Annotated in this window: 16 protein-coding genes and 1 tRNA gene; 8 read left to right on the plus strand and 9 right to left on the minus strand. The window is 61.3% G+C overall.

The window, feature by feature from the left end:
* Nucleotides 1-91 precede the first annotated feature (91 nt).
* Nucleotides 92-820: a phosphatidylcholine synthase gene (gene pcsA, locus E9677_RS11100; RefSeq protein WP_136558187.1), complete on the minus strand. Its 729-nt coding sequence runs from the start codon at nucleotides 818-820 to the stop codon at nucleotides 92-94.
* A gap of 189 nt (nucleotides 821-1,009) precedes the next feature.
* Here pcsA and E9677_RS11105 point away from each other — a divergent pair, with 189 nt between their 5' ends.
* Nucleotides 1,010-2,215 (plus strand): UbiH/UbiF family hydroxylase, encoded by a 1,206-nt coding sequence (locus E9677_RS11105; protein ID WP_136558188.1) that lies wholly within the window; start codon nucleotides 1,010-1,012, stop codon nucleotides 2,213-2,215.
* Here the strand turns inward: E9677_RS11105 and E9677_RS11110 are convergent.
* Together E9677_RS11110 and E9677_RS11115 are read right to left on the minus strand one after the other, a co-directional pair.
* Nucleotides 2,192-3,154 (minus strand): AEC family transporter, encoded by a 963-nt coding sequence (locus E9677_RS11110; RefSeq protein ID WP_136558189.1) that lies wholly within the window; start codon nucleotides 3,152-3,154, stop codon nucleotides 2,192-2,194. The two genes, E9677_RS11105 and E9677_RS11110, sit on opposite strands and share 24 nt — an antisense overlap.
* Nucleotides 3,155-3,195: 41 nt before the next feature.
* A complete protein-coding gene (locus tag E9677_RS11115) occupies nucleotides 3,196-3,942 on the minus strand; it encodes a cytochrome c biogenesis CcdA family protein (protein ID WP_136558190.1) in 747 nt (248 codons plus the stop codon).
* A 185-nt stretch (nucleotides 3,943-4,127) separates the two neighbouring features.
* Here E9677_RS11115 and E9677_RS11120 point away from each other — a divergent pair.
* Both E9677_RS11120 and E9677_RS25730 read left to right on the plus strand, forming a co-directional pair.
* Nucleotides 4,128-4,203, plus strand: a tRNA-Lys gene (locus E9677_RS11120).
* A gap of 359 nt (nucleotides 4,204-4,562) precedes the next feature.
* Complete coding sequence (locus tag E9677_RS25730) at nucleotides 4,563-4,688, plus strand: hypothetical protein (RefSeq protein WP_268960303.1); 126 nt, start codon at nucleotides 4,563-4,565, stop codon at nucleotides 4,686-4,688.
* A 38-nt stretch (nucleotides 4,689-4,726) separates the two neighbouring features.
* On the opposite strand, the gene E9677_RS11125 is transcribed toward E9677_RS25730, so the two are convergent.
* Complete coding sequence (locus E9677_RS11125) at nucleotides 4,727-6,181, minus strand: cobyric acid synthase (RefSeq protein ID WP_136558191.1); 1,455 nt, start codon at nucleotides 6,179-6,181, stop codon at nucleotides 4,727-4,729.
* 238 nt (nucleotides 6,182-6,419) lie between these two features.
* Here E9677_RS11125 and E9677_RS25735 point away from each other — a divergent pair, with 238 nt between their 5' ends.
* The 5 genes from E9677_RS25735 to bmt all read left to right on the plus strand — a co-directional run bounded on the left by E9677_RS25735 (nucleotide 6,420) and on the right by bmt (nucleotide 11,514).
* On the plus strand, nucleotides 6,420-6,548 hold the full coding sequence (locus E9677_RS25735; protein ID WP_268960304.1) for a hypothetical protein: 129 nt from the start codon (nucleotides 6,420-6,422) through the stop codon (nucleotides 6,546-6,548).
* Nucleotides 6,549-7,185: 637 nt separating this feature from the next.
* Nucleotides 7,186-8,184 (plus strand): ABC transporter substrate-binding protein, encoded by a 999-nt coding sequence (locus E9677_RS11130; protein ID WP_136558192.1) that lies wholly within the window; start codon nucleotides 7,186-7,188, stop codon nucleotides 8,182-8,184.
* A 218-nt stretch (nucleotides 8,185-8,402) separates the two neighbouring features.
* The gene (locus tag E9677_RS11135) at nucleotides 8,403-9,317 is read left to right on the plus strand and encodes an ABC transporter permease (RefSeq protein ID WP_136558193.1); all 915 of its coding nucleotides are present in this window, start codon (nucleotides 8,403-8,405) and stop codon (nucleotides 9,315-9,317) included.
* Nucleotides 9,310-10,362, plus strand: a complete 1,053-nt coding sequence (locus E9677_RS11140; RefSeq protein WP_136558194.1) for a quaternary amine ABC transporter ATP-binding protein — start codon at nucleotides 9,310-9,312, stop codon at nucleotides 10,360-10,362. The genes E9677_RS11135 and E9677_RS11140 overlap by 8 nt, the downstream gene beginning before the upstream one ends.
* A 132-nt stretch (nucleotides 10,363-10,494) precedes the next feature.
* The gene (gene bmt, locus E9677_RS11145) at nucleotides 10,495-11,514 is read left to right on the plus strand and encodes a betaine--homocysteine S-methyltransferase (RefSeq protein WP_136558195.1); all 1,020 of its coding nucleotides are present in this window, start codon (nucleotides 10,495-10,497) and stop codon (nucleotides 11,512-11,514) included.
* A 72-nt stretch (nucleotides 11,515-11,586) separates the two neighbouring features.
* Here bmt and E9677_RS11150 read toward each other — a convergent pair whose 3' ends face one another.
* The 5 genes from E9677_RS11150 to cysG all read right to left on the minus strand — a co-directional run bounded on the left by E9677_RS11150 (nucleotide 11,587) and on the right by cysG (nucleotide 16,543).
* Nucleotides 11,587-12,399 carry a ferredoxin--NADP reductase gene (locus E9677_RS11150; protein ID WP_136558196.1) on the minus strand — a complete coding sequence of 271 codons (813 nt, stop codon included), beginning with the start codon at nucleotides 12,397-12,399 and terminating at the stop codon, nucleotides 11,587-11,589.
* A gap of 170 nt (nucleotides 12,400-12,569) precedes the next feature.
* Nucleotides 12,570-13,082 (minus strand): DUF934 domain-containing protein, encoded by a 513-nt coding sequence (locus E9677_RS11155; protein WP_136558197.1) that lies wholly within the window; start codon nucleotides 13,080-13,082, stop codon nucleotides 12,570-12,572.
* A 13-nt stretch (nucleotides 13,083-13,095) separates the two neighbouring features.
* The gene (locus E9677_RS11160) at nucleotides 13,096-14,769 is read right to left on the minus strand and encodes a nitrite/sulfite reductase (RefSeq protein ID WP_136558198.1); all 1,674 of its coding nucleotides are present in this window, start codon (nucleotides 14,767-14,769) and stop codon (nucleotides 13,096-13,098) included.
* A 15-nt stretch (nucleotides 14,770-14,784) separates the two neighbouring features.
* Nucleotides 14,785-15,099, minus strand: a complete 315-nt coding sequence (locus tag E9677_RS11165; RefSeq protein ID WP_136558199.1) for a DUF2849 domain-containing protein — start codon at nucleotides 15,097-15,099, stop codon at nucleotides 14,785-14,787.
* A gap of 1 nt (nucleotide 15,100) precedes the next feature.
* The gene (cysG, locus tag E9677_RS11170; RefSeq protein WP_136558200.1) at nucleotides 15,101-16,543 is read right to left on the minus strand and encodes a siroheme synthase CysG; all 1,443 of its coding nucleotides are present in this window, start codon (nucleotides 16,541-16,543) and stop codon (nucleotides 15,101-15,103) included.
* Nucleotides 16,544-16,683 lie beyond the last annotated feature (140 nt).

The following is a 16,683-nucleotide window of genomic DNA, read 5'->3' on the forward strand; positions in this document are numbered from 1 at the left end:
TCCACCGCTCAATTCATAACCGGTTTGCGGCAGCGCACAATATATAGGCAAAAGTTTTTTTTGGTTTTGCCCAGACGCGTTCTAAACGACGTCAGCCGTCGCGCCCAAGTGCCGGAAACAACTGCAGCACTCCCCCGATCACGTAGAGATAGATGCCGCTCAAAACCATGCCGATGACCACCCATGGCGGTGAATCGAAATGCAGCAGGAGCGCATAGCCTCCGAAACCGCACCATAGGAAGAAAACGGCGAGGTTGAGCTTGCGCAGCCGCTTGACGCGGACCGGGTGGAGAAAATGGATCGGAAGAAAAGTCAGGACGACGGAAACCAGGACGGAAATCAGCGCGGTCGTGGCACTGGCGTCGATGACGAAGAGGGTGAAGATCAGCATGTTCCAGACGACCGGAAAGCCCGAAAAGAAATACTCGTCCGTCTTCATGCCCATGTCGGCATAGTAAATGGCGCTGGACACCACGATCAGGCCGGCGGCGACAAAGGACCAGGGTTCGCCGATCATGCCGCTCTGATAGAGCGCAAAGGCCGGCAGAAGAACATAGGTGACATAGTCGATGATATTGTCGAGCGTATCGCCGGACCAGTTGGGCAGGACTTCCTTGACGCGCACCTTGCGGGCGATGGGGCCGTCTATGCCATCGACCAGAAGCGCGAGGCCAAGCCACCAGAACATATCGACGAAGCGGTGCTCGCCTGCCGCGACGACACCGAGAAAGGCCAGGAAGGATCCGGAAGCGGTCAGAATATGGACCGAGAAGGCGCGAATCTCGGCATAGGGTACCCGCTTGTAATTGAAGATCTTCATCCCTGCTCCAGTCGGCGGCACTCGAAAGCAAACGGTATCGGACGAATTGGAGACGTTTGCAACAGAAGCGGCGACCTATGCCCGGATTTCGCGTGGAGGCGTGGTGACTGCTGCGCCATTTCGGCCCATGGATTTTATGGTGGTGGGGATCTAGATACAGATGAGACGCCACCATTCGGGATGCTGAAGATGCAAGACCAGTTCGACATTGCCGTCATCGGCGCCGGTCCGGCCGGTCAGATCGCCGCCATTGCCATGGCGCGTGGCGGACGGCGGGTCGTGCTCGTCGGGCCAGAGCCACATGGCTCGGACCGTCGCACCACGGCCCTGATGGATCAGTCCCTATCGATGATGGAGCGTCTCGGGCTCTGGCAGGATCTCAAGGCCCGGGCAGCCCCGCTTGCGGTCATGCAGATCATCGATGGCACGAAGCGCCTGCTTCGGGCGCCGACGGTCGCCTTTCGCAGCGCCGAAATCGGACTGGAAGCCTTCGGCTACAATGTCCCGAACGCTTCCCTGCTCCAGACGCTGTCGAAAGCCGTCGCATCGGAGCCCCTGATCACCCGCAGGGCGGTTCCGGCCGAAACGATCCATGTCGGCGCCGACACGGTGACCATTGGCCTCGGTGGCGACGAGACGGTCACCGCAGCCTTCGTGATCGGTGCGGACGGGCGGCGGTCGAAGACCCGCGAGAGCGCCGGTGTCGGGGTGAAGACATGGTCCTATCCACAGACAGCCGTGGTGATGAATTTCAGCCATAGCCTGCCGCATCAAAACATTTCGACCGAATTCCACACCGAATCGGGACCTTTTACCCAGGTTCCGCTGCCCGGCCTGCGCTCGAGCCTCGTCTGGGTCGTTACGCCCCAGGATGCAGATCGCTTGACATCGCTGTCGGCCGATCAACTGTCCGCCGAAGTGGAAGCGCGCATGCAGTCCATGCTCGGCAAGATCAGCGTGGAAGACGGCGTGCAGGCCTGGCCGCTGTCCGGGATGACGGCGCTGCATTACGGCAAGGGCCGTGCAGCCTTCGTCGGCGAAGCGGGTCACGCCTTTCCGCCGATCGGGGCGCAGGGGCTCAACCTAAGCCTGCGCGACATTGCAGCGCTCGAGGAAATCCTCATCGATCGTGGTTCTGTGCCGATCGCGGCAGATAGCGGCGACCGGTTCGACCGCAAGCGCCGAATCGACATTGCCAGCCGTACGGCCAGCGTGGACCTGCTCAACCGCTCGCTGTTGTCCGGCCTGCTGCCCGTCCAGATGCTCAGGGCCGCCGGGCTCCAGGTGCTGGCGAGTGTCGCGCCGCTGCGCAACTTGATCATGCAGGAAGGCGTGGCACCAGGGTGCGGCCTGAAGAACCTGCCGTCGCTGTTACGGAAAAAGGTCGGGCGGTAACACGCCGCTGGTAATCGCGAACAGCAGGGCCGAGACAGAGAAGACCGAAATCACCGTGGTGATCAGGATGGTGGCGGAGGCCCTCTCCTGCCAGACGCCGTATTGCTGGCCGATGACGAAGACGTTGGTCGCCGTCGGCAATGACGCGAGCAAGATCGCGGTATAGACCCAGAGCGGATCGAAGTTTCCGACAAAACTCAGCACCACATAGACCAGGATCGGATGCAGGGCGAGCTTGATCGGCACGATGTAGCCGATCTCGGCTGGGATACGTTTCAAGGGCCGAAGCGCCAGCGTCACACCCATGGCGAAGAGTGCGCAAGGGGCGGCGGCCTGGGCCAGATAGTCTATCAGACGCTGTAGCGCGAGGGGCGGCTCGAAGGTCAGGGCTGCGGCGAGAAATCCGACCAGAGTCGCGATGATGAAGGGATGCGTCAGGATCTTCCTGATCACATCGAGCGTCAGCTGCAGGGGCGGCCGCTTGTCACCGCCGGCAAAGGCCATCATGGCGGGTGCGACCATGAAATGGACCGCGTTTTCGAAGCAGAAGATGAGCGCCACCGGGACGGCCGCCTTTTCACCGAAGGCGAGCAAGGCGAGCCCCGGCCCCATGTAACCGATATTACCGTAGGCGCCTGCCAGCGCCTGGACGGTGGATTCGGCGATGGTGTTACCGCGAACATAGCGGCCAATGACAAACACCAGAACGAAGATGGAATAGGTGGCTGCAAGGCAGGCGGCAATGAAATCGATCCGCGTCAGCTCCTCGATCGGCGTGCGTGAGACGAGCTTGAAGAACAGCGCCGGCAGCGAGACGTAGATGACGAAGAAATTCAGCCAACCGAGCGCCTGGGCCGAATGGTCGCCGAGCTTACCGGAGACATAGCCGATCAGGATCAGGCCGAAGAACGGCAATACCAGTGCGACGATATCCGCCATGGCTCACTCCTCCAGGACGCGACCCTGCGTCCTGTCCGGACTTAGCCGATTTGGGAGAGGATTGGAAAGGTCTGCTGGAACCAGATCGCCATGTCGGAGACATAACCGAAGATGAAAGCGAGACCTGTCAGCACCAGGAGCGCGCCCATCGCCTTTTCCACCAGGCCGAGGTGACGACGGAACCGGATGAGAAAGCGCATGAAGGCGCCGGAGAAACCGGCTGCGATCCAGAAGGGCACGGCAAGGCCGAGCGAATAGATGGCGAGCAGAAGCGCGCCGTCGCCGACGGTCTCCTTCGAAGCGGCCACGCCGAGGATCGCCCCCAGGACCGGCCCGATGCAGGGCGTCCAGCCGAAGGCGAAGGCGAGCCCCATGACATAGGCGCCCGAAAGCGTCGCCGGCTTTCCGCCGCCCGCGAATCGATATTCCGAAGACAGCAAGCCGAGACGGAAGACACCGAGGAAATTGAGACCCATCACGATGATGATCGCACCACCGATCTTGGAAAGCAGATCCATATGCTGTCGCAAGAGCCCGCCGATGGTCGAGGCACCCGCGCCGAGCGACACGAAGACGGTGGCGAAACCGAGGGTGAATATCAGCGATGTCAGGAGCACGGTGCGGCGGGCAGCCGCATTTTGCGCCTGTTCGCCCTCGCGGAACTGGTCGACAGAAATTCCGGCCATGTAACAGAGATAAGGCGGCACGAGTGGCAGCACGCAGGGAGACAGAAAGGACAGGGCTCCGGCCAGAAGCGCACTGAAAAAGGAAATATCGGCAATCGACACGATCAACTCCGGAACCCGAACCGGGCTCTTCCTAATCCCGCGACCCCATGCTTGCCAATCACCATTGCGTAGGCTGCGACAACGGGGCTGATTTTTGCTCGACCAACTGCATTTTTGCGGTTGACCCGTCGGGGTCACCTGCCTATGTTCCGCGCACTTCTTGAGGCGGCGCAAAATCCGCACGGGAGAGCGTAGCTCAGCCGGTAGAGCAACTGACTTTTAATCAGTAGGTCCAGGGTTCGAACCCCTGCGCTCTCACCATTATCCTAATTCCATCAGATGACTCAGATTGTAACGATCGATTTATTCGATCGCCAATCACTCGTGTCCTATTCTGAGCCATGTTCAGGCTAGGGGTAGCTCATGCGCGTGATGGTATTCTTGATGATCGCGGCTGTGTTCAGCATTCTGGCGATCAAACATTCGGACAATTCTTTCGGGACCGGCCGGTTGACCGCCTCGCCGGCCGAAATCGCCACTGGGTGATCCCGACGGAGAGCGATTCGTTGCGGATCCGCAACAGTATCGAACCATCGTGCCTCCCTGCGGTCTGATTGGCATGGGGCCGGAACCGCTTTCGCCGCAATCTCGTTGACGATGATCAGGCAGGAGCAAAAACAATGCGATACATATTCATCCTGCTGGTCGCCTCGGTGCTCAGCATTCTCGCTTTCAAATATTCCAACAATTCGCTGGGTGGCGGAGAGCTCATGGCATCGCCCATGGATGTGAGCGAGGCGACATGAGATTCCTCTTTCTCACGAGCGATCGGTAAGCCCGACCGTTACCGGAGCAGTCGACCCAACCAATCGCCTGACAAACGCTGCTCGAGTTCCGATGCCAGTTCGTCCAGCGCTTCGTCGACCATGGCCCGGTAACTTCGCCCGCCGCCTTCGATCCCAAAACTTTCAAGCAATTTCCGCCGGTAGCCATCGCTCGAAAACAAGCCGTGCAGATAGGTGCCCATGACCATGCGATCGGCGGAGCTCGCTCCGTCGGACCGGCCGTCGATCGCGATCGGCGCGCGTAGCGTGTCTGGACCCTCGGTCACACCGAGATGGATCTCGTAGCCCGAAAGGGGCACGTCGTGTTCCAGCGATTGGGCTCTTGTGTTGCGCACCGTCTTTTCGGCTGCCATCACAGTGTCCACATCAAGCAGGCCGAGACCCTCAACCGTGCGTGGAGTGCCTTCCAGGCCGAGTGGATCGGCGACGCTGCGGCCGAGCATCTGATAGCCGCCGCAGATGCCGATCACGCGTCCGCCACGGCGGACATGCATGTGGAGTTCGCGGTCCCAGCCATGGCCGCGGAATTCCTCCAGATCGGCAATGGTCGACTTCGACCCCGGCAAAACGACGAGCCCGGCATCCACGGGCAGGCGATCACCGGCCCGGATGAAGACCAGATCGACTTCTGGTTCGGCGGCGAGCGGATCGAGATCGTCGAAATTGGCGATACGCGACAGGACCGGGACAGCGATCTTCAAGGCCCCACCATTTCCCTTCACCAGCCGCTCAAGAACAACCGAATCTTCGGCAGGCAGCCGCCCCGCAGCCTTGAGCCAGGGAACGACACCGAAACAGGGCCAGCCGGTGAAGGCATCGATTGCGGCAATGCCGTCGTCGAACAGGGTAACGTCGCCGCGGAACTTGTTGATGATGTAGCCGACGATCTGGTCGCGGTCTTGCTCGGGCAGGATCGTATGCGTCCCGACGAGCGAGGCGATCACCCCTCCCCGGTCGATGTCTCCGACCAACACAACTGGCACCCCGGCACGCGTGGCAAACCCCATATTGGCGATATCGCCAGCGCGCAGGTTGATCTCGGCCGGAGAGCCTGCCCCTTCCACGATGACGAGGTCCCTGCCCTCGCTGACCCTTGCGAAACTGTCCATGACGGCGCCGAGGAGTTGGGGCTTGAGGCGCTGATAGTCCCGCCCCTTGGCCTTGCCGAAGACCTTGCCCTGGACGATGATCTGGCTGCCCGTCTCGCTTTGCGGCTTCAACAGAACCGGGTTCATGTGCACGGACGATGGAGTACGGGCGGCCAGCGCCTGCAGCCATTGGGCCCGGCCGATCTCTCCCCCGTCGTCGGATACGGCGGCATTGTTCGACATGTTCTGCGGCTTGAATGGGGCGACCTTCAGGCCGCGGTTCGATGCCAGTCGGCAAAGGCCTGCGACGAGTATCGTCTTTCCGACATCCGACCCTGTTCCCTGTAACATGATCGCTCGCGTCATCGCATCCTGTCCTGTTTCCGCCACGGCGCCCGACGCCTGTTTTCCCCTGTTTTGCCGCGATCTCGCCATGAAGGTTACCGCAGATGCGACACTGCGGCAGCCTGTCGCGGGCTTTTCGTCGTCAGTTTGTCGTTTGCGACATACGGTGACGGTTTGCGCTCTGGCGCGCGGGCAGATCAGTGGTTATCTGCGCCTCGAAACCAGCGCTCGAAGAGGCGCGGCAATCTAGGAAACACCCATGCTCTACATCCTGCAGAACCGCAATAGTCTTGCCATTGCCTGGAACGGCCGCGCGCCGCAGAGCAAGCCGGTCGCCCGCTGGGAAGTGCGCGATCCGCGCATGCCTGTCACCTTGATCAAGGGCTGATCGGGACCGCAGGGCCAATTGGCCGCAAGTCGGCCGGGCATTGCCCGCGCCAAAACCCTGTCCACAAAAAACAAACGCCCCGGGACGCAATACTCGATCCGGGGCGCAACCGACAGTTACCTGCCGGCCGATCCATCTATCGTTACAAGCGTTACCGCATCGTTAGCGCGCCCCTTCAGAAACATTTTTTGATTATTTTTTTGTGTCCGCGAAACCGGACGCACGCCCTATGTATTGGCGCATCTGGGATATTCGAAGTCTCATCCGGAACGGCTACATGGCCTCCACTGCGATCTGCCGAATGCAACTGCCCGTCTCTTGAGCGACTTGACCTCGCGCAGCAGCCGAAATGCGGCAAAATCAGTCGCACCAATGACTTGGTGGTTGCGTCCTTGCACCATGCCCTCCGTCCGAGAGGTTGATTTTCGATCCCAAAGACGTAGGCTGTTAGGCGTGACAGACGGTCGACAGGGCAGAACGCTCTCTATGACAAGACCGGGTCCGATGGATGTCGCACCGGTTCGACGCGTCCCGGTCGCCATCCACAATGAAGACAAAATTGGCCGAGCGGTCCGCAGTAGCCGCCTCTGCCCGTCCCGATGAACGCTGCAAGATAAGACTGGGAGGTCTTAACTCCATGAAGAAGCTCCTCGCTTCCACACTTCTCGCCGCGGGTCTTTACGCAGTTGCAGGGTCCGCCCAGGCTGCCGAATGCGGCGATGTCTCCATCGCAGAAATGAACTGGGCCTCGGCCGGCGTCGCCGCCTATGTCGACAAGATCATCCTGGAAAGCGGCTATGGCTGCGCCGTGACCGTCGTCACCGGTGACACCATGCCGACCTTCGCCTCGATGAACGAGAAAGGCCAGCCGGACATGGCGCCCGAATTTTGGGTCAATGCCGTGCGTACCGCCCTCGACGAAGCGATCGCCGAAGGCCGCCTGATCCAGGCCGCTCCGCTGCTCTCCGACGGTGGTGTCGAAGGCTGGTGGATTCCAAAGTTCATCGCCGACGCCAATCCGGACATCACGACGGTCGAGGATGCCTTGAAGCATCCGGAACTGTTCCCGGCTCCGGAAGATGCAACCAAGGCTGCCGTGACGAACTGCCCTTCGGGCTGGAACTGCCAGGTCTCGACGGCTAACCTCTATCGTGCTCTCGGCGCGAAGGAAAAAGGCTTTGAACTGATCGATACCGGTTCGGCTGCCGGCCTCGACGGCTCGATCGCCAATGCCTTCGAAAACAAGAAGGGCTGGCTCGGCTACTACTGGGCTCCGACCGCGATCCTCGGCAAGTATGAGATGGTCAAGCTCTCCTTCGGCGTTGAACACGACAAGGCCTCCTGGGATGCCTGCACGGCCGTTCCGGATTGCGCTGAACCGAAGGTGAATGCCTATCCGGTCTCCGACGTCTATACGGTCGTGACCAAGGGCTTTGCTGAAAAGGCTGGCGTTGCCATGGATTACGTGAAGACCCGCAAATGGGACAACGCGACCGTCGGCAAGGTCCTCGCTTGGATGGAAGAAAACCAGGGCACCAACGAAGACGGCGCCAAGCACTTCCTGGAAACCTATCCGGACATGTGGACCACTTGGGTCGCTCCCGAGGTTGCCGACAAGGTCAAGGCAGCTCTCTGAGCACGGTCTCATGCAAACATGCGGCGGGCTTCGGCCCGCCGCGCTTTCTGCGAAGCGGCATGCCGCATCACGCCATTCAAACGACTCCCGACGTCGCAGACGGCATGAATTCCCTCCCGGAACTCGATTAGCCTCTCACCTCGGGAAATGGCATCGCCGACAAGGCCCATCGCAGCGTGCAAGCGTCATCAAGGGCGAGGGTCGACAAGGGGAACGAGATGGCTTCGACTTTATGCAATTACCTGCCGGAACTGCTCTGCACGTTTCCGAAGATTGACGACACCGTCATGCGCGTCGGGCGCAAAAGTATCGACGACAGCTTCAAGGGTTTCGTCCGTGCCTATGGCAACGTCATCGATGCCGTGACGCATCCACTGCAACTCTTCCTCAACTGGCTCGAGGCGTTGTTCGTCACAACACCCTGGTTCATATTCCTCGCCGTCATGGTGGCGATCGTCTATCTCACCAGCCGCAACCTGCGCATCGTGGTGATCACGGTGATTGGCATGTTGTTCATCGGGTTCGTCGGTCTGTGGGAAGACACGATGATCACGCTGGCGATCGTGACCGTTTCGACGCTGCTCGCGATCGTCATCGGCATTCCGATCGGCATCATGATGGCGCGCTCGGACCGCGCCCAGTCGATCGTAAATCCGGTCCTCGACGTGATGCAGACAATGCCAAGTTTCGTCTATCTCATACCGGTCGTCATGGTCTTCGGAATCGGCAAGGTGCCGGGCGTGATCGCGGTCGTCATCTATGCCGTACCGCCGATGATCCGCCTGACCAATCTCGGCATCCGTCTCGTCGACCGGGAAGTGCTCGAAGCCGCCGACGCCTTCGGCTCTTCGCCGCGCCAGAAGCTGATGAATGTGCAGATCCCGCTGGCGCTCCCGACCGTCATGGCCGGCATCAACCAGACCATCATGATGTCGCTCGCCATGGTCGTGGTCGCCTCCATGATCGGCGTCGGTGGCCTTGGGAAGAACGTGCTTCAGGCCATTTCCAACCAGTTCCTGACCATCGGCTTCCTAAACGGCTTTGCGCTCGTCGCCATTGCCATCATCTTCGACCGCGCCAGCCAGGCTTACGGCAAGCGCCTGCAGCGCCATACGGAGGTCGTCCATGGCTAGTCACGGGATTGAAATCAAGAGCCTTTACAAGATCTTCGGCCCTGACGGCGCAGCCCATATCGACGCCGTCAAGGCCGGTATGTCCAAGGCGGAGCTCAACGAAAAGCACGGCCACGTGCTGGGTCTCAAGGACATCAACATCTCGATGCCGGCTGGCGGCATCACCGTCGTCATGGGTTTGTCCGGATCCGGCAAATCGACGCTGATCCGCCACATCAACCGCCTGATCGAGCCGACTGCCGGTGAAGTCCTCTATGACACCGTCGATGTCTGTCGCATGTCGGAACTGGAATTGCGGGAATTCCGTCGCCACAAGACCGCGATGGTCTTCCAGAAGTTCGCGCTGCTCCCGCACCGCACGGTGCTCGAGAACACCATTTACGGACTGGACATCCAGGGCATTCCCCGCTCGAAGAGCGAGGAGATTGGTCGCCGCTGGATTGATCGGGTGGGTCTCTCCGGCTTCGAGAGCCATTATCCGAACCAGCTGTCAGGTGGGATGCAGCAGCGTGTTGGACTTGCCCGTGCGCTCTCCAATGATGCCGACATCCTGTTGATGGACGAAGCCTATTCAGCGCTCGACCCGCTCATCCGTGTCGACATGCAGACGGTTCTGCTCGACCTGCAGCAGGAACTCAAGAAGACCGTCGTCTTCATTACCCATGACCTCGATGAGGCGCTGCGTCTCGGCGACCGTATCGCAGTCCTGCGGGATGGCGAAGTGATCCAGCAGGGAACGGGTCAGCAAATCGTCTTGCAGCCGGCGGACGACTATATCTCGGCTTTCGTCAAGGAAGTGAACCGCGGGCGCGTCATCAGACTGGACACCATCATGGGGCCTCTGTCTGGTGCCACTGAAGGCCTTGCCATGCCCGGCGATACCGTTCTCGAGGCTGCGGCACGGGTCATGACGGACGCCCACCAGTCGAGCATCATCGTGACGGATGGGGCCGGCACTCCGATCGGGCGAGCGGACCTGCAGCAGATCATCTCGGCGATGGTCACACCGAAGAGCCATGAGGACAACCAGTTGGCTGCGGAATAGCGGCAACCTCCCTCCTGCACTGGGAAGATACGGCTCGACGGCCCCGCCCTTCGCGGGGCCGTTGTCGCTTTGGAGATTGAAACCATATAAAGGCTTCTTTATATGGTTGGCATGACAAAGAGAGGAACCACCATGGCGACCCCGTCCAATCCGCTTTCCGAATTGCTGGCCGAAAAGGGCGTGCTGCTCGCCGATGGCGCCACCGGCACCAATCTCTTCGCGCAAGGGCTCGAGGCCGGCGAGGCGCCGGAACTGTGGAACGAGGCGCAGCCGGAGAAAATCGTCAAGCTGCACCAGGATTTCGTTGATGCCGGTGCCGACATCATCCTCACCAATTCCTTTGGCGGCACCCGCCACCGCCTGAAGCTTCACCATGCACAGGACCGCGTGCACGAGTTGAACAAGAAGGCCGCCGAGATCGCCCGTTCGGTCGCCGACAAGGCGCCGCGCAAGGTGATAGTGGCCGGTTCGGTGGGTCCGACCGGAGAATTGCTGATTCCGCTTGGGGCGATGTCCTATGAAGAAGCGGTCGCCGCTTTTGTCGAGCAGATGGAAGGCTTGAAAGCCGGTGGCGCGGATGTCGCCTGGATCGAGACCATGTCTTCAGCGGATGAAATCCGCGCTGCCGCCGAGGCCGCCGTCAAGGTCGGCATGCCCTACACCTTTACCGGTTCCTTCGACACGGCAGGCAAGACGATGATGGGGCTTCACCCGAAGGATATTCATGGCGTCGCGCCCGATGTGGGCGGCGGGCCACTTGCCGTCGGCGCCAATTGCGGTGTCGGCGCGTCCGACATCCTGCAGAGCCTGCTCGACATGACCGGCGCGAACCCCGAGGCGGTCGTGATCGTCAAGGGAAATTGCGGCATCCCGGAATTCCGCGGAACCGAGATCTTCTATTCCGGCACGCCACCGTTGATGGCGGATTACGCCCGCCTCGCCCGCGATGCCGGCGCCAAGATCATCGGCGGCTGCTGTGGCACGTCCTGCGATCACCTGGCCGCCATGCGGCAGGCGCTTGACAACTACACGCCTGGCCCACGTCCGACCCTGGATGTGATCGTCGAGCGGATCGGGCCGCTGCGCAACAAGACGGCCGACCAGAGCGGTGCTCAGGAAAGCAGCCGTCGCCCCCGCCGTCGCGGCAACTGAGCCGAACAGAACTGCATCAATGAAAAAGGGCGCCGCGCGGCGCCCTTTCTGATTCCCGTGTACGATCGAAACTTAGCCGACGAAGGCGCGTTCGATGACGAATTCGGCCGGCTTGTTGTTGGCGCCTTCGGTCAGGCCCGCCTGTTCGAGCAGCGCCTTGGTGTCCTTGAGCATGGCGGTGGAGCCGCAGATCATGCCGCGATCGACGGCCGGATCGAGTGGCGGCACGCCGAGATCGGCGAACATCTTTCCATTCTCGATCAGTGTCGTGATGCGGCCCTGAAAGGGGTAGTCTTCCCGAGTGACCGTCGCATAGTGCTTCAGCTTGTCGCCGACGACTTCGGCGAGGAACTCGTGGTTCCTGATCTCCTCGACGAGATCGAAGCCGTATTTGAGTTCGGCGACATCGCGGCAGGTGTGCGTGAGGATGACTTCCTCGAACTTCTCATAGGTTTCCGGATCGCGGATCAGGCTGGCGAAGGGCGCAATGCCGGTGCCGGTCGAGAACATGTAGAGGCGCTTGCCGGGGGTGAGCGCGTCGAGAACCAGCGTGCCAGTCGGCTTCTTGCGCATCAGCACCCTGTCACCCGGCTGGATGCGCTGCAGGTGCTGGGTGAGCGGACCGTCCGGAACCTTGATCGAGAAGAATTCGAGTTCTTCGTCCCAGGAAGGGCTGGCGATCGAATAGGCTCGGTAAATCGGCTTGCCCTCGACCATCAGGCCGATCATCGCAAACTCGCCGGAGCGAAAGCGGAAGCCGGCGGGGCGGGTCATACGGAAGCGGAACAGGTGGTCGGTATAATGCGTGACGCTCAGCACCGTCTCCGCATAGACGCCATCAGGCACGATCAGTTCGGCATTGTCGGTCTTCACAGGAGCATTCATAGGCTGTCGGTCCTATCCTTCGGTCGATTGGGATGAGCCTATAATCCAGACCGTCCCATTCCACAATTCAGCCGGCATGCAGATTTCGCAGCCGAGATATCCGTTAAAGCGAAGACGGCGACCTTGACCGAGGTCAATTCGCCGCCGTCATATAGCGATTTATATATGTCTCAGGCGCCTCTGGAGCCAAGGCGACGCCAGCTGAAACCGCCGACCGCTTCGGAAGCCCGAGCCGTCGGCTGGTAGCGCTGGGCAACGCCCGTGAGACAGTTTTCGGCGAGCCTGCGCTGGGCGACCGGGTTGGTGACTGCGAAGCTGTCAAAACCGGTGCGCAGCATCAGCGGCACCTGGTCGATCAGCACGTCACCGACGGCGCGAAGCTCGCCGGTGTAACCTAGGCGTTCGCGGAGCAGCGTTGCATGGCTGAAGCCACGTCCGTCATTGAACGCCGGGAAGGCCACGGCGATCAGGGCGATGCGGTCGAGATGCGGCTCGAGTTTCTTCACGTCGTCGGCTGGTGCCACAAACACGCCGAGACCGACGTCGTTGGTATCACCGACGGCTTCGAGGAAAGCGTCCAGCGGCAGCAGGGCTTTTTCGCCCTCGCCCGCCTTGCGCTCTTCCGTCTCGGTCACCCAGCTATCGCCCTCGACGAAACCGGCTTCTTTCCAAATCTTGGTCATGTCTTGTCCTGTCTCAGGCAGCTTCAACGGCGGCGTTGCCGTAGAGCGCGTCCTTGAACGGCTTCGGGCCGACGCGGCGATAGGCTTCGAGGAAGGTTTCCTTCGGATCGAGGCGCAGGCCGAGATAGGTATCGACGATCGTCTCGACTGCGTCCGTCACCTTTTCCGGCTCGAAGCCGCGACCGATGATTTCGCCGATCGAGGAGTTCTCGTCACCGGAACCGCCAAGCGTGATCTGGTAGAGTTCGGCCCCCTTCTTTTCGACACCCAGCAGGCCGATATGTCCGACATGGTGGTGGCCGCAGGCATTAATGCAGCCGGAGATCTTGATCTTCAGCTCGCCGATCTCCTGTTGGCGCTCCAGCGAGCCGAAACGCTCGGAGATCGCCTGGGCGACCGGGATTGAGCGGGCGTTGGCGAGCGCGCAGTAATCCAGTCCGGGACAGACGATCATGTCCGTGATGAGGTTCGAATTGGCGGTGCCAAGCCCCGCCTTTTCCAGCGCCTGGTAAAGCGGGTAGAGATCGCCCCTGGCGACATGCGGCAGGATCAGGTTCTGCTCATGGCTGACACGAATCTCATCGAAGGCGTAACGCTCGGCGAGGTCGGCGACGAGGTCCATCTGGGCGTCGGTTGCATCACCCGGCGTGCCGCCGATAGGCTTCAGCGAGATCGTCACCATGCCGTAATCAGGATGACGATGCGGCTTTACGTTCTGCTGGACCCAGGACGCAAAGGCGGGATCCGCCTTCTGGGCGCGTGCGAGGGCTTCCCAGCCATCGGGCTGAGCCGTGAGCGCCGGTGGCGCGAAATAGGTCTCGATGGCCCGGATATCGCCTTCCGGCAGCTTCAGCTCGCTGTCGCGGATCTCAGCGAATTCGGCCTCGACCTGGCGGGTCAGTTCCTCGACGCCGGTCTCGTGAACGAGGATCTTGATGCGGGCCTTGTATTTGTTGTCGCGGCGGCCGTGCAGATTGTACACGCGCACGATCGCGGTGATGTAGGTCAGAAGATCGGCTTCCGGCAGGAAATCGTTGATCTTCTTGGCGATCAGCGGTGTGCGGCCCTGGCCACCGCCGACATAGACGGCAAAGCCGAGTTCGCCGGCTTCGTTCTTCTTCAGATGCAGGCCGATGTCATGCACCTGGATCGCGGCGCGGTCCTTCTCGGCGCCTGTCACGGCGATCTTGAACTTGCGCGGCAGGAAGGAGAATTCCGGATGCAGCGAGGACCACTGGCGCAGGATTTCGGCATAGGGGCGCGGATCTGCGACTTCGTCGGCTGCCGCACCGGCAAAATGGTCGGCGGTGACGTTGCGGATGCAGTTGCCCGAGGTCTGGATGGCGTGCATCTCGACGCTTGCGAGATCCGTGAGGATATCAGGCGTATCCGAAAGCTTCGGCCAGTTGTACTGGATGTTCTGGCGGGTGGTGAAATGACCATAGCCGCGGTCATACTTGCGGGCGACCTCGGCAAGCATGCGCATCTGCTTCGAATTCAGTGTCCCGTAGGGAATGGCGACGCGCAGCATGTAGGCGTGAAGCTGGAGATAGACGCCGTTCATCAGGCGCAACGGCTTGAACGCGTCTTCGGCGAGTTCGCCCGACAGGCGGCGGTCCACCTGGTCGCGGAACTGTTCTACGCGCGCCGATACGAAGGCGTGGTCGAATTCGTCATAACGATACATGTCTTACCTCAGGCCTCAAGCCGCGATGAATGCCGGGTCGGCATAACCGTGACCCTCGGCATAAGCAATGGTTGGGCCTTCCGCCCGGATACGTTCCCGCAGGCGCAAGGGGCGCAGCTTGCCGTCCTTTTCCTCGATCTCGATGACGTTGACATCGACGACGAGGTTGCTGGCGAAGGCCTGCTTGCCGGCGGCTTCGAGGGCTTCGACGGCCTCGGCATGGCGGGCGACGAAGGCTTCCTGCAGACGCTCGGTCCACTGGCCACTGGCGTCGAGCCAGACGGCGATGCCGTCAGTCAGGCGGTTTGCGGTCAAGACTTTGTCTGCCATGTCAGTTCCTCGCAATTTCCAATTCAGCCGTCACGCGCGCACCAAGGGGTTCGGAGCGGCTGAAATCGGCGCCGGCGACAGCGTCGCCGATGATGACCATGACCGGGCCTGATAGCTCGGTGCGAGCCTCCAGGCCTGGCAATTCCTTGAGCGTGCCATGCAGCAGCCGGCTGTCTCGGCGGCCGGCATTCTCGACGACGGCAACCGTTGTGTCTTCGGCCAGACCGCCAGCCATCAGCCGTTCGGCGACGGAGGCCGCGACCGTGCGGCCCATGTAGACGGCAACGGTGGCACCTGAGAGAGCCAAGCGTGCCCAATCCGGCAGGACATTACCCTGAAGATCGTGACCCGTCGTGAAGACCAGCGACGAGGAAACGCCGCGGAGCGTCAGGGGCAGTTCAAAATCTGCGGCGGCGGCGAGTGCGGAGGTGACGCCGGGGACAATTTCGTAAGCGATACCGGCATTACGGAGTGCCGCCATTTCCTCGCCGGCGCGACCGAAGATCAGCGGGTCGCCAGACTTCAGGCGCACGACGCGTTTGCCGGCGTGGCCGAGCTCCACCAGAAGCGCGTTGATCTCGCTTTGCGACTTCGAGTGGCAGCCCTTGCGTTTGCCGACCGGGATGCGCTCGGCGTCACGGCGGCCCATATCAACGACTTCGCGCGGCACGAGCGCGTCGTAGACGATCACGTCGCATTCCATCATCAGGCGGTGGGCACGCAGGGTGAGCAAATCCTCGGCGCCGGGGCCGGCTCCCACGAGGAAGATGCGACCTTCGACGCGGTCGGCAGCGACGCCCTTGAGGAGACGGGTTGCCTCCCGGCGGGCCAGGCTGACCTCGTCGGACGCGATGTGATCGGCCACCTTGCCCTTGAAAAAGTCGCGCCAGAAAAGGCGACGTGGGGCACCGCGCGGCACGAGACGATCGACGGCACGGCGATAGGAATTGGCGAGACGACCGAGCTTGCCGAGCGAGCGCGGCAGGAGGCGGTCGATGTCGGCACGAATCATCTGGGCGAGCACCGGGCCGACGCCTTCAGTACCGATGGCAACGGCGATCGGGGCGCGGTTGACCAGGGCGGGCGTGTAGAAATCGCACCAGTCGGGCTGATCGACGGCATTGGCGGGAATACGGGCGGCGCGGGCTGCCGAGACGATCTCGCGGTCGAGGGCACCCTCGCCCGTCGCTGCAAAAACCAGCCGCGCGCCTTCGACCTGCGAAGGCTCGAACGGCTTGGCGATTTGCTCGATGCCATGAGCAGAAAGGAAAGCCGCGTAATCGGCTTCCGGCGCCTCGGCATAGGCGATGACGCGGGCCTCGGTGTTCTTCAGCAGGCGCACTTTCGCATAGGCCTCGTCGCCGTTTCCGAAAACGGCGATGACCTCATTCTCGACCTTGAAGAAAGCCGGAAAGACCGAAAGCTGTTTGTCCTGCTGTGCCATGAATCATCCGATGCCAGAGGACCGCACTATCGCGTCTCACGCTCAAGAATTGAAGAAACAGAAATTCCTTCGCCCGATGCCTTACGTATTTCTGTCCTAGTCACTTCGCCGTTGCGAGCAAAAGTCACCGGAACCCAAGC

Origin of the sequence: Peteryoungia rhizophila (genome assembly GCF_004912145.1) — a bacterium.
Lineage (GTDB): Bacteria > Pseudomonadota > Alphaproteobacteria > Rhizobiales > Rhizobiaceae > Allorhizobium > Allorhizobium rhizophilum.